Source organism: Leifsonia sp. Y862, assembly GCF_057669585.1.
Map to the genome: position 1 here is coordinate 1666493 of NZ_JBYHFR010000001.1, position 11755 is coordinate 1678247.

At 63.6% G+C, this 11755-nt stretch carries 10 protein-coding genes and 1 tRNA gene; 5 read left to right on the plus strand and 6 right to left on the minus strand.

The annotated features are described in order from the left end of the window. Positions 1–4 precede the first annotated feature (4 nt). Positions 5–1588: a deoxyguanosinetriphosphate triphosphohydrolase family protein gene (locus AC25Z0_RS07840; protein ID WP_488132811.1), complete on the minus strand. Its 1584-nt coding sequence runs from the start codon at positions 1586–1588 to the stop codon at positions 5–7. Between the two features lie 165 nt (positions 1589–1753). Here AC25Z0_RS07840 and AC25Z0_RS07845 point away from each other — a divergent pair, with 165 nt between their 5' ends. From AC25Z0_RS07845 to AC25Z0_RS07855, 3 genes are read left to right on the plus strand one after another with little or no spacing between them, the layout of a single operon-like run. Next, positions 1754–2665: a cation diffusion facilitator family transporter gene (locus AC25Z0_RS07845; RefSeq protein WP_488132812.1), complete on the plus strand. Its 912-nt coding sequence runs from the start codon at positions 1754–1756 to the stop codon at positions 2663–2665. A gap of 32 nt (positions 2666–2697) precedes the next feature. Next, positions 2698–3858, plus strand: coding sequence for a S1C family serine protease (locus AC25Z0_RS07850; protein ID WP_488132813.1), 1161 nt, complete (start codon positions 2698–2700; stop codon positions 3856–3858). Beyond that, positions 3855–4493: a LysE family translocator gene (locus AC25Z0_RS07855; RefSeq protein WP_488120786.1), complete on the plus strand. Its 639-nt coding sequence runs from the start codon at positions 3855–3857 to the stop codon at positions 4491–4493. Before AC25Z0_RS07850 ends, AC25Z0_RS07855 begins: the two co-directional genes overlap by 4 nt. Before the next feature lie 87 nt (positions 4494–4580). Here the strand turns inward: AC25Z0_RS07855 and AC25Z0_RS07860 are convergent. Next, positions 4581–4655: transfer RNA gene (locus tag AC25Z0_RS07860), tRNA-Arg, on the minus strand. Between the two features lie 118 nt (positions 4656–4773). Continuing rightward, positions 4774–5829: an adenosine deaminase gene (locus tag AC25Z0_RS07865; RefSeq protein WP_488132814.1), complete on the minus strand. Its 1056-nt coding sequence runs from the start codon at positions 5827–5829 to the stop codon at positions 4774–4776. Between the two features lie 366 nt (positions 5830–6195). Here AC25Z0_RS07865 and AC25Z0_RS07870 point away from each other — a divergent pair, with 366 nt between their 5' ends. Then, positions 6196–7353 carry an AI-2E family transporter gene (locus AC25Z0_RS07870; protein WP_488132815.1) on the plus strand — a complete coding sequence of 386 codons (1158 nt, stop codon included), beginning with the start codon at positions 6196–6198 and terminating at the stop codon, positions 7351–7353. Between the two features lie 32 nt (positions 7354–7385). Continuing rightward, complete coding sequence (cls, locus tag AC25Z0_RS07875; RefSeq protein WP_488133126.1) at positions 7386–8825, plus strand: cardiolipin synthase; 1440 nt, start codon at positions 7386–7388, stop codon at positions 8823–8825. 46 nt (positions 8826–8871) lie between these two features. Here cls and AC25Z0_RS07880 read toward each other — a convergent pair whose 3' ends face one another. The 3 genes from AC25Z0_RS07880 to AC25Z0_RS07890 all read right to left on the minus strand — a co-directional run bounded on the left by AC25Z0_RS07880 (position 8872) and on the right by AC25Z0_RS07890 (position 11677). Next, entirely contained in the window at positions 8872–9807 is a 936-nt protein-coding gene (locus tag AC25Z0_RS07880; protein ID WP_488132816.1) for a CHAP domain-containing protein, read from the minus strand. Positions 9808–10061: 254 nt separating this feature from the next. After that, positions 10062–10559 carry an HNH endonuclease gene (locus AC25Z0_RS07885; protein WP_488120782.1) on the minus strand — a complete coding sequence of 166 codons (498 nt, stop codon included), beginning with the start codon at positions 10557–10559 and terminating at the stop codon, positions 10062–10064. Between the two features lie 329 nt (positions 10560–10888). Further along, positions 10889–11677, minus strand: a complete 789-nt coding sequence (locus tag AC25Z0_RS07890) for a C40 family peptidase (protein WP_488120781.1) — start codon at positions 11675–11677, stop codon at positions 10889–10891. Positions 11678–11755: the final 78 nt, after the last annotated feature.

Sequence of the window (11755 nt, forward strand, 5' to 3'; positions counted from 1 at the left end):
GCGCTCAGAGGCTGCGGCCTGACTCCCACAGGTTGTCAGAAGTGCCGCTGATGAGCGCCGCAACCGACATGGCCTGCGCGTCGGTGAAGGACGCTATGTAGTCGATCACCGCGCGGGCACGACCGAAGCGTGCGATGTCGGCATCATCGATGCCGACTCCGACCGCCCCGAAAAACTCCGGGGCCCCTGAGCGCAGCTCGCGGTACTCCGCTGTCGCTGCCTCGACAGAGTCGAGGAGGCGGCGCGGGGCGCGAGCCGCATCATCCGCGTCATTCAACCAGAGGTGGAAGCCGTCTGCCAGCGTCTCGAGCACCCGTGCCTGGCCGCGCTGGTAGACAGCCAGGTCGCTCCGGTCGAGTACGAAACGCGTGTGCACGAACTTGAGCACGACAACGTCGTGCCAGGCGTGGCTACTGAGTCGCACGTGCCCACTGCGCACGTTGGGGGTGCGTTCCACCCGGATCGAGCCCTTGAGCCGATCGATCCAGCGGCGGGTGAAGGCCGACACCGCCCGGTCGGCGTCAAGCCCACCGTCGTATGGAATGGTGAGCAGGCCATCAACGAGGTCGCTGGTGACGCGCTGCACCGACTGGCGAAACCTGTCAGGGTCGGCGATCCAGGCATCTTTTGCCTGGGTGTGCCGCCAGGCTGCCTCGAGCGCGTAGCCGGGGCGACGCAGCGCAACGCCCGCCATCAGCTCGGCGGGCTCGAGCGCGCGCAGAATGTTCTGCTCCGTGAGCCAGCCGTTCAGCTCGGCCGACACCGCGGTGTACTGCAGCACGCCGGCCCGGTAGAAGTCATCCAAATCGTGCACGGAGTATGCAATGTCATCGGCGATGTCCATCACAGAGCACTCGACGGTCTGCTGGTGCGTGCCGATTGCCGGGAAGGCCGAGAGCACATCGGCCATCTCACGCGCGTCGATTGAGTACGCCGAGAATTTGAGTGCACCGGATGCCGAATCGGAGCCGACCCCGCGCGGCAGCATCTCCGCGGGCTGAGGGGGCAAAGCACGCCACTCGTTGCGGGTCCACGGATATTTGAGCACGGCGGCACGCACCGCTTTGGTGAGGTTGAGCCCTCGTGGGGTTGCGTCGCAGCTATCGAGCGCAGTCAGGATGCGGAACGTCTGAGCGTTGCCCTCGAACCCGTCCGGCAGACCCAGCTTGGTGCGGGCCACCCTGTCAAGCACCTGCTCGCCGAGGTGGCCGAACGGCGGATGACCGAGGTCGTGCGCTGCGGCTGCTGCCTGCACGACAACGGGGTCGCATCCACCGAGTTCAGCGATGGTGGCTTGCACGTCCGCTGGCGCGTGGCGGAAGTCCACAGCGATCGAGCGGGCGACGGCAGAGACCTTGAGCGAGTGGGTGAGCCGGTTGTGCACCGTGGTACCTGAGCCGGCCTGCGGAATCACCTGGGTGACAGCAGACAGCCGTGAGAAATAGGGAGAAAAGCGGATGCGCTCAACGTCGACGCGAAACTCGTCTTCTCCAGCGACGCCGTCGATATCGGTTCCCGATGTTGTTGTTTCGACGATTGCGCGCTCGCGCCCACCGTCGTCTGTGTGTGATCGCGCAAAGCTCTGCATAGTGCAGATCAGCCTATCTCTGCCGGAGGTCATGGCGCCCAGCGTGTCATTCCGGCACCCGACACACGATAGCCTTCTCGATCAGCTAAGTTGCTGATGGTGCCGCGTTTGGTGCCTGAACATATGGGGGCGCTGTGGCTGGCGGAGCAGGCGAGAAGTGACATCGTGACCAGGTTGCGCGGGGCTGAGGGTGCGGAGCAGCACGGTCTCCGCCGGTCGATCCAGTTTTCGGTCGTTCTGGCCATCATCGCGCTGCTCGTGGGCATCGTCTCTGGCACCCGAATCATCATCCTCGACGGCGCCTACATGCTCATCGGCCTCATTCTGTCGTGGGCGTCGCTGCGGGCGTCGACCGCCGTAGCCGCAGGACCCACCCGCCGGTTCCCGTTCGGCCGCGACGCCCTCGCGCCGTTCGTCGTCGCGATCCAGGGCGTCGCCATCGCGGGGACGCTCTTGTTCGCCGCCGGCGACGCCGTCGTGATCATCCGCGACGGTGGAACGGATGTTGACCCCGTCGTGATCGCCGTCTACGGCGCTGTCACGGCGACCGTCGGATCGGTCGTGACCTGGTGGCTGCTGCGCGCCGCTCGCGGGTCGGACCTCGTCGCCGCTGAGGCCGCGCAATGGCGCGCTGGAGCGGTGCTCAGCATCGTCATGACGGTGGGTGCGATTGCCGCCCTACTGCTCGAGCTGACCGACCTCCGCGATGTCGTGCGGTACATCGACCCGGTGCTCGTTCTCATCTCCTGCGTGATCCTCGCCCCCATCCCGATCCGACTGGTGCGGTCGGGGCTGAACGAGCTCCTCGAGGGAGCACCGCCTCAAGCGACGACGGATGAGATCACCCGTGTCGTCAGACACGTTCGGGACAGGTTCGGGCTCGGCGAGCCCACCATCCGTTCCAGCAAGGTCGGACGGAAGCTCTACGTCGAAGTCGACTTCGTCGTCGCGGCGTCGCAGTGGGATGTGAGTGAAGAGGATGACGTGCGGCACGCCGTGATCGACGGACTTGCGCATCTGGGCCTCGAGGTGTGGGCCACCGTGGCTCTCACCACCGACCGCGACCTCGTCGACTAGCGGGTCGAGCAAGTAAACAGAAGGAGCTGACGATGACAGACCTGAACGAAGCGAGTCCGGCGACCAGCACGGACGAAACGCCGGCCGGCGAACCGGTCACACTCACTACGAGCGACGCAGAGGCCACGACAGAGCCCGCAGAGGTGAAGCCCAGCATTCCCCGCTGGCTGATCGTGTCTGCCGCCGCCGCGGTGGCGCTGGCCCTGATCGCCGGCGGCTTCATCGCAGGAACTGTCACCGCTTTGGCTGTCAGTGCCGGCCGTGGATCCTGTGACGCTGAGTCGGTAGCGAACCGGGTTCTCCCATCCGTCGTGACGATCGTGGTCGGCTCCGGTAACGGCAGCGGCCAGGTCATCACGGAGGACGGCTACATCTTGACCAACAACCACGTCATCTCATCAGCTGCCGGCGCCGGAACTGTCGACGTCCGGTTCAGCGACGGTCACCAACTACCCGCTCGCATCGTCGGCCGCGATCCGAAGACAGACCTTGCCGTCATCAAGGTGGACAGCGACGAAAAGTTGCAGGTCATCGACGAAGGCGACTCCGGGTCGTTGTCGGTCGGACAGCCCGTCGTCGCCCTCGGCGCACCGCTCGGGCTGTACAGCACCGTGACAGCAGGCATCGTCAGCGCGCTCGGCCGCAACGTGCCCGTACCGAGCGAAAACGGCCGGAACGCCATTCTGGTCGGTGCCATCCAGACGGATGCGTCCATCAACCCTGGCAACTCCGGCGGAGCGCTCGTCGACTGCCGCGGCCGACTCGTCGGCGTGAACACGGCAATCTCCACAGTCGCCGGGGCTGGTGGTCAGAGCAGCACGGGCAGTGTCGGCATCGGGTTCGCGATCCCGCAATCCGTCGCCATCCCACTCGCCCACCAACTCATCGAGAACGGGAAGGTGACATACCCGAACATCGGGGCTGACCTCATCCCGATTCCGCACGCCGTGGCTGAGCACTTTGGTGTCGACAACGGACTGTTCGTGCAATCGATCACTGACGGCGGACCGGCTGACGAAGCTGGCATCCGTTCGGGCGACGTCATCACGAAAATCAACGGGCGAGCTGCGGTCAACCTGGACGTGCTCACCCATGTCCAGCTCACCAGCGATGCCGGCGACACGGTCGAGATTGAGTACTTCCGAGCTGGTGAGAAGGGGACGACGACCGTGACGCTCGCCGAAACTTCATGATCTCGTTGGCCGCCGCTTGCGGCATCGCCCTCGTCGAGCTGGGGCTCGCGCTCACGCCAGGTCCGAACATGATGTACCTCGTCTCACGCAGCATCAGCCAGGGGTGGCGCGCCGGGATGATGTCTCTGTCCGGTACCGCGGTCGGTTTCGTCGTCTACATGGCGATGGCGAATCTGGGGCTGGCGGCAGTGTTCCTCGTGGTCCCGTGGCTGTTCATCGCGCTCAAGATTGTCGGCGCCCTCTACCTGCTGTGGCTGGCGTACAAGACACTCCGCCCTGGCGGTAAGTCACTGTTCGAGACGAGCGCGCTTCCTCGCGACTCCTTCGGCAAGCTTTTCCGCATGGGGCTGGTGACGAACCTCCTGAACCCCAAGGTCGCAATCCTCTACCTGGCACTGATCCCGCAGTTCATTGATCCGGCTGCCGGCAACATCGTTGCGCAGGGGTTTCAGCTCGGCGCGATTCAGATCCTGGTGGGCGTGACCGTGAACGGAGCAATCATCCTCGCCGCGGGCTCGATCGCGATGTTTCTGCAGCGCAAGCCAGCGTGGATGCGGTGGCAGAAATGGGTCACCGGCACGCTTCTCGGCGCGATCGGGGTGAAGCTGGCGATCGACGCGCCCGTGCCCGCGTAGTACGCCCGTGCTGATCCGCTACTGAGTCTCCGTGAAAACACAAAAGCAGGTCACCGCTTCCGGTGACCTGCTGAAGTAAGCCGCACATGGTGCCCCTGGAGGGATTCGAACCCCCAACCGTTTCCTTAGGACGGAACTGCTCTTCCGTTGAGCTACAGAGGCTGACCAGACGAGCTTACCGGCAACTGGCGACCACGTCGAAATACCGGATGCGGCCTGGCCAAGCCACGTACGGTGTTTCGGCACACGGCCTGGCCCGACCACGACATCCGCCGGTCAGCTACGCCTGCAGGTCAACCCAGGCGTCGATCTCCTGGTGGAGACGCTGCTTACCGTCTTCGTCGAGGAAGGAGGAGGTGATCGAGTTGCGTGCCAGGCGCGCAAGCGTCTCTGTGTCGAGCTCGAACTGCTTCGTGATCGCCGCGAAGTTCGCGTCAATGTAACCGCCGAAATACGCAGGGTCGTCCGAGTTGATCGAGATGAGCAGACCCTTGGCGAGCATCGTCTGCAGCGGGTGATCTGCCATGGTGTCCACGTTCCGGAGGCGCACGTTCGACAGGGGGCAGATCGTCAGCGGTACCTGTTCGGCAGCGAGCCGCGCGACGAGTGCATCGTCTTCGAGACAGCGGTTGCCGTGGTCGATGCGCTCAACGTGCAGGAGGTCGAGGGTGTCTGCCACGTACTGTGCAGGGCCTTCCTCGCCGGCATGGGCGACGACATGCAGGCCGTTCTCCCTCGCAAGCGCGTAGACATCGACGAAGAGCTCAGGCGGATAACCCAGCTCGGCAGAGTCGAGCCCGATACCGTCGATTCTGGCGCCGGTCGCAATCAGGGTCCGGAGGATGTCCAGAGCCTCAGCCGCCGGCCGATCCCGCCAGAACGAGACAAGCAGCTTCGTCGTGATGCCATAGTCAGCCTCACTGACGTCGAGGGCATCGCGGATGCCGCCAACGACGACATCCAGCGGAATGCCGCGCAGGATGTGGGCCTGCGCGTCGAAGGAGACTTCAGCGTGACGAACGCCGGCATCCGCTGCTCGCTGCAGGTAGCTGAGGGTCATCAGCTCGAAGTCGGCCCTGGTCTGGAGCACCTCGAGGTTCGCGTAGAGCAGGTCGAGGAACGACTGCAGGTTCGTGAAGGCGTAGCGACTCTTCAGGTCGTCGAGCGACTTCCATGGCAACCGGATGTTGTTGCGAGCCGCCGTCTTGATGATGAAGTCTGGCTCGAGGGTGCCTTCGAGGTGCAGGTGCAGCTCAGCGATGGGGAGTTTCATCTGGCGCCCACCGCCTGGCCTGTCGGTGGTGGATCTCGGGGCCGGCGGTGTGGGGACAGTCATGTGGTTCCTTTCAGGTACTGCATGTTTCTCGCTCGTCAGGGTGCTCACGGAGCCGAGGGGCATGCAGCCCAATCACGCCTGACTACTCGTTCAGCGTGCGGGTCATGCCCCCACCTGAGGGATGGTTCTGAGCCATTCCAAAACCTAACCACCTATAGAAGGGGTTCGCAAATTGCGGAAACGAGGGAACCCCTCCACCACTCCACCCGTTTGGTCACACGGAAATCGGCGAGAGCACACCGCGCCTTCGCTTGAACGGAGTGACGATGCCGATAGGATCGCGGCGCGGGCACTGCACGGGCATTCGAGCGTGAGCGCGCAGCTACCGAAGTGCCAGGTCTAACCACCGCCCTCGAGGAGATCCAGATGGCCATCGTCCCGCCTGCCGACAGTCCCACCCTGAACCCGGCTGTCGGGGCCACTCCCCCCGTTCTCGGCGACACCGCTCATCCCGTCGGCGGCTTCGCGAGCAGCACGGCTGCCCTGTTCAGAACCGGGCCGTTCAAGCTCGGCTTCATCTCCACCCTCGGCGTATTGCTTGCCCTGTTGCTTGGCTCAGCCATTGCCTCCCTCAGCTCGGCGCTCACACTCATCTTCTTCGCGGGCTTCGTCAGCCTCGGCCTGTACCCGCTGGTTCGGAAGCTCGAGTCAATGCGCGTATCCCGCACCGGCGCGGTGCTCATCGTGCTCGCCAGCTTCCTCGCCATCATGGTGCTGCTCGTGAGCCTGATCGTTCCGATCATTGGAGAACAGGCCAACGAACTCATCTCGCGGCTGCCGTCGAACCTGGACAACATCGAAGGCCAGGTGTGGTTCGTCGATTTCAACACCACGATGAATGGCTACCCATTGCAACTGCTCGGCTGGCTCGAGCGTTCTGCCGCTGACCCGAATGTCTGGCTGGCCGTTGGCGGCGGTGCTCTCCACGTGACGTCAACGCTGATCAACGGCACCTTCGCCGTGATCTTCGTCGTCGTGCTCACGCTGTACTTCGTGGCCTCTCTCGAGACTATCAAGCAGAGCCTCTACGAACTGATCCCGATGAGCAAGCGCCAGGGCTTCATTGACATCGCCGAGGAGATCGCGGATTCCGTCGGCAAGTATCTCGGCGGGATGTTCATCCTCGCTGTCATCAACGCCGCCTTCACCTTCATTCTGCTCAGCATCGTCGGCGTGCGCTATGCCGCGATCCTGGCGGCGCTTGCCCTGCCCATCACCCTCATCCCGCTCGTCGGAAGCGTGATCAACACGGTGATCGTCACCTTCGTCTCCCTCTTCACCTCCCCGGGAACCGCCCTCGTCGTGTTGATCGCGATGCTCGTCTACATGCAGATCGAGGCCTACATACTGACGCCCCGCGTGGTCGGCAAGGCCATCAGCATCCCCGGCTCTCTGGTGCTGATCGGTGCACTCATCGGTGGCACGCTGCTCGGCCTGCTCGGCGCGCTCATCGCCTGCCCGACCGTCGCCTCGATCCTGCTGATCATCAAGAAGGTCGTCGTTCCCAAGCAAGCCGTGAGCTGACCGCAAGCGTGAATGCATTGTCAGATTTCGATATGTCCGCGCTGGCGCTGGTCATCATCCACGTCGTTCTCGGCACGATTGCCATCGTCATCATCTCGGCGAACCGGCGCCCTTCGACCGCCATCGCCTGGCTGCTCGCCATCATCTTCATCCCGTTCATCGGCGCCATCGCATTTCTCCTGGTCGGATTCAGCCGCCTGCCCCGTGCTCGCCGCGAGAAGCAGCGAGGCGTGAGCCAGAGCATCCTGCAGCGCACTGTCGGCCTCGATCAGGTGAGCCACGGCAACGAATGGCCGGTCTGGCTGCACTCGGCAGCCCAGCTCAACCTCAACCTGGGCGCCCTGCCCATGGTGGGCGGAAACCGTATCGACCTGAGTGACGACTATCAGGGCTCGTTCGACGCCATGGCGGCTGAGATTGATCGCGCGACGAGTTTCGTGCACGTCGAATTCTTCATTCTCGTGCGCGACGCAAGCACGGCCGGCTTCTTCGACGCCCTGGCTCGCGCAGCGGCCCGTGGCGTGCGCGTGCGAGTTCTGGCCGATCACGTGGCCAGCCTGATGTACCCGAACCGCCGCGAGACCGAGGGGTTCCTCCGTGACAACGGCATCGAATTCGAGGCGATGCTTCCGCTTCGCCCCCTGCGCGGGCAGTGGCAGCGCCCCGACCTCCGCAACCATCGCAAGCTCGTCGTCGTCGACGGCGCCGTCGGTTTCACGGGTTCGCAGAACCTCATCGACGACCAGTACCACAAGCAAAAGAACATCGATCGCGGCCTGCACTGGCACGAACTCATGATCAGGCTTGAGGGGCCCGTTGTGCGCGAGCTCGATGCCGTCTTCGTGACCGACTGGTTCAGCGAAACGGATGAGCTCCTCCCGCTCAACACCACCCCCGTCGTACTCGCCCCCGATCCGTCTCTCCTCGACGCGCAAATCCTGCCGAGTGGCCCGAGCTTCGAGAATGACAACAATCTCAAGCTCTACACCATGCTCATCCACAACGCCCAGCGGCGCATCAGCATCACCAGCCCGTACTTCGTGCCTGAGGAATCCACGCTCCTCGCGATCATCACCGCGGCCTCTCGGGGAGTGGATGTCGAGCTCTTTGTTTCTGAGATCGGCGACCAGGTGCTCGTGTACCACGCACAGCGTTCCTACTATGAGGCGCTCCTGCGCGCCGGTGTGAAGATCTACCTGTATCGCCCGCCGACGGTGCTGCACTCCAAGCACTTCACCATTGACGACTGCATCTCCATCGTCGGCTCCAGCAACATGGACATCCGCTCATTCAGCCTCAACATGGAGGTGTCCGTGCTGATCCAGGGTGAAGAATTCGCCGAGCGGATGCGCGTCGTCCAGGACGGCTATCGGGCCAATAGCTCACTGCTCACCCTCGACGGCTGGCAGGAACGCCCCGTCATCGAGAAGGTCGGCGACAGCCTGGCGCGGCTGACCTCGTCACTGCAGTAGCGGTCTCGAGACGGCCGTGGCCGGCCTCCTCGACCAACGAGAGCGTCTAAACCGGCGGGTACAGGAACAGCGCGACGTCGCCAGGCGCCACAGTTCGTGTGTGGTACGCGTGGCTGCCCATCCAGTTGTACTCCTCGAGCACGACCGAGCCGTCGGCACCGACGGACTGCACGTATGCCACATGGTTGTAGTTGAACCAGGCGACTGCTCCGGCGATGGGAGTGTTGCTCGTCGCCCAGCCGTGGCCCTCCCACGCACCAGCCCAGCTCGAAGCGTTGCCGCCGCCGGGTGTCATGCTGTTCCACGTCCAGCGCCATCCGCCTGATGTCGCCCCGGCGTCACGATTGAGTCGCCAGGCGACGAAGTCCACGCACTCGCGGTAGTAATAGCCGAGCGGTGAGAGCCCGCCGCCCTGCCCGTCGGTCGCTTCATACGGCCAGGGGTAGTCGTCACCTTCGGCCCGCACCCCACGCACGGCGAATTCAGCGGCCGATGCCCTGGCTGCCTCGATCGCGGCGGTGCGCTTGGCATCGAGCGTGCGCTGCGTGAGTTCTTCCTGGCTGGTCGCCGTGAAGTTGTCGCGCGACACGCTCACGAGAGCCGCACCGGCCGAGACTTCGAGTCCCTGTGCGCCTGCGGTCGCCCTGTCATGTTCGGAGCTGGCGTCGAGTGGATTTCCCCTGCCAGGGGAGAAGGCATAGGCCGGCAACGCTGTCGTGAGGAACAGTGCTGGAATCGCGATCAGCGTGAACGCCGTCGTCAGGGGATTCTTGCGCTTGGAACGTGGTGAGCGGATGCTGGTCGGCGCGGCCGCTGCAACCACAACCTTGGGCGCTGGTCGCCTGGTCCGGGGCCGAACCAACGGGACCTGGGCTGTCGCCGCAATCGGAATCTGGATAGAGACCGGCGTTGGCGTTGGCGTTGGCGTTGGCGTTGACGTTGACGTTGACGTTGGCGTTGACGTTGACGTTGTCGTAACCACGGGAACTGCTACCTGATGGGCGACGACCGTGACCTCAGTCGTCGGTTCGATCCGCCGAGCCTCTTCCGCCTCCCGTTGGGCGCGAAGGGCGCGCCGCGAAGGTAATGCGTCGTGATTCTCGGGAGAACCTGACGTACTGGGTTCGATCAAGTGCGATCCTCTGAAGTACCAGTTGCCGGTTGGGGGACGTCCCAACATTACGGGAAGCGCAGCGCCTTGTCATTAGCGCGCGATACATTCGTACGCACGTATCTCTACGCAGCTGACATCAGGAACGCGTCCCACTGCGGCATCGGCTTTTCAGCGCCCCGCACCACCCAGGTTCCGCCCTGCGGCACCCGAGGTGACGTCAGCATCTCCCAGCCCATTTCTGCGGGCGTGTGGTCACTCTTCTGGTTATTGCAGCGCAGGCAGCAGGCCACCAGGTTGTCCCAGGTATCCCGCCCTCCCCGCGAACGCGGCAGCACGTGATCGATCGTGCTCGCAGACTTTCCGCAATAGCAGCAGAGGTGATCATCGCGTCGCAAGACACCGCGGCGACTCACCGGCACCGATCGTGCCCGCGGAATACGGACATAGCGAGACAACAGGATCACGCTGGGGCGCTCCCACGTGTCTGTGGCTGTCCAGACCGGGTGTTCGAGATCGCTCTGCACGATCGTTGCCTTTTGATTCATGACCAGGATGAGGGCCCGTTTGAATGACACCACGGCGAGGGGCTCATACCCCGCGTTGAGGACCAGTGTGCGCATGTGCTCCCTTTCGAAGAAGGCTGGACGGCTTCCAGCCATTCGAACTACTCGCTGAGACAGCGGAGAGAAAGCGAGCGGACAAACAAAAAGGGCGCTGTCACAATGACAACGCCCAAGAGGACACACGAGAAACTACGCGGTGGCCCTGACATGTTTGGCTGCTATGCCGACGCGCAGAAGTTCCGCACGAACCCATGGAGTGGATCGTGCGTCGTTCGCGCAGTGGCTCTTTCAAGAATCCGCAGAACATCAGGGCAACAGGTTAACTCACTTTCGGCGCACCGCGAAGTCGAGGCGCGCCGAAAGTACAAGTGTTCACCTTGCGGGAATCAAATACCCAAGCGAACGATGTAGTAATCGCTTGTCCAGATTGGCTGTACTCGCACCGATGCTCCCTCGTACGGAGCGTGCAGCATGTTGCCGTTACCGGCGTAGAAGCCGTCGTGCCCGTCCATGATGACGAGGTCACCAGGCTGCGCATCTGCCAGCGAGATTCGCGTACCGGCGGCACCCTGGCCCGTGGACGAGTGCGGCAGACTGATTCCGAACTGTGCGTACACGTACATCACAAATCCGGAGCAGTCGAAGCCGGCGGGCGTCGCTCCGCCATAGACATAGGGAACACCCTGGTACTGCAGCGCAACGTTATAAACGGATGCCAGGTCGAAGTTCGGGTAGGCCGGGTTGGCCAGGTACTCTGCGACAGAGGGGCCGGAGTACGCCGATGCGTAGCTGGCCATTTCAGCGGCAACTGCTTCGACTCGTGCCGCGGCCTCGCTCGCCGCCTTCGAGGCGGACAGTTCTTCGGGGCTGGTAGCGGTGAATCCGTCACGTGCAACTGAAACGGTGGCCGCCGAAGCGTCCACCGTTACTTCCTGTGCGCCGGCTTTGGTCTCTTGCGTTGACTCTGTTGCGGCGAACTGTGTGCCTTGTGACCCAGGGGCGAATGCGTACGCCGGCAGGGCCACCGTAGCGATCAAGCCGCCGGCCAGCGCCATGACGACAACGTTGCCTGCAACGCCGCGTCGAAAGGAACGCTTGGGCGTCGCTGTGCGCGCGACCTGTCGCGTCGCAAGGCCAGACTCGGGTCCGGATACTTCATTGTGTTTCGAGGACACCCTCGAAACGGATCGTCTCTTACCTAATTCAGCCAAAGTGTGAACCTCCGGCGCCTCAACAACACTAGGTAGTTGCCC

Coding starts and splice junctions, on each gene's coding strand:
- AC25Z0_RS07840 (WP_488132811.1), bottom strand. CDS start 1,588: ATGCAGAGCTTTGCGCGATCACACACAGACGACGGTGGGCGCGAGCGC.
- AC25Z0_RS07850 (WP_488132813.1), top strand. CDS start 2,698: ATGACAGACCTGAACGAAGCGAGTCCGGCGACCAGCACGGACGAAACG.
- AC25Z0_RS07855 (WP_488120786.1), top strand. CDS start 3,855: ATGATCTCGTTGGCCGCCGCTTGCGGCATCGCCCTCGTCGAGCTGGGG.
- AC25Z0_RS07865 (WP_488132814.1), bottom strand. CDS start 5,829: ATGACTGTCCCCACACCGCCGGCCCCGAGATCCACCACCGACAGGCCA.
- AC25Z0_RS07870 (WP_488132815.1), top strand. CDS start 6,196: ATGGCCATCGTCCCGCCTGCCGACAGTCCCACCCTGAACCCGGCTGTC.
- cls (WP_488133126.1), top strand. CDS start 7,386: ATGTCCGCGCTGGCGCTGGTCATCATCCACGTCGTTCTCGGCACGATT.
- AC25Z0_RS07885 (WP_488120782.1), bottom strand. CDS start 10,559: ATGCGCACACTGGTCCTCAACGCGGGGTATGAGCCCCTCGCCGTGGTG.